Below are 229 nucleotides of genomic sequence, written 5' to 3' on the forward strand. Positions count from 1 at the left end.
AAGTAGAAGAAATTCAGTGTGCAGTTTTGAAGGTATATAAATCTTCAATCAAAATAGAGTAATAACGTGGATGACGGGGTGTGGCTCAGCTTGGCTAGAGCGCCTGGTTTGGGACCAGGAGGTCGCAGGTTCGAATCCTGTCACCCCGATTCTTACAAGTATGCGCGAGTGGCTCAGTTGGTGGAGCGCGACCTTGCCAAGGTCGAGGCCGCGGGTTCGAGTCCCGTCT

General features: G+C 52.0%; 1 tRNA gene. It reads left to right on the forward strand.

Features of this window, described 5'->3' with window-relative positions:
• The first annotated feature begins 74 nt into the window (after nucleotides 1-74).
• Nucleotides 75-149, forward strand: a tRNA-Pro gene (locus tag PG862_RS04590).
• Nucleotides 150-229: the final 80 nt, after the last annotated feature.

The organism is Clostridium fessum (assembly GCF_027698965.1).
Taxonomy (GTDB): Bacteria; Bacillota; Clostridia; order Lachnospirales; family Lachnospiraceae; genus Otoolea; species Otoolea fessa.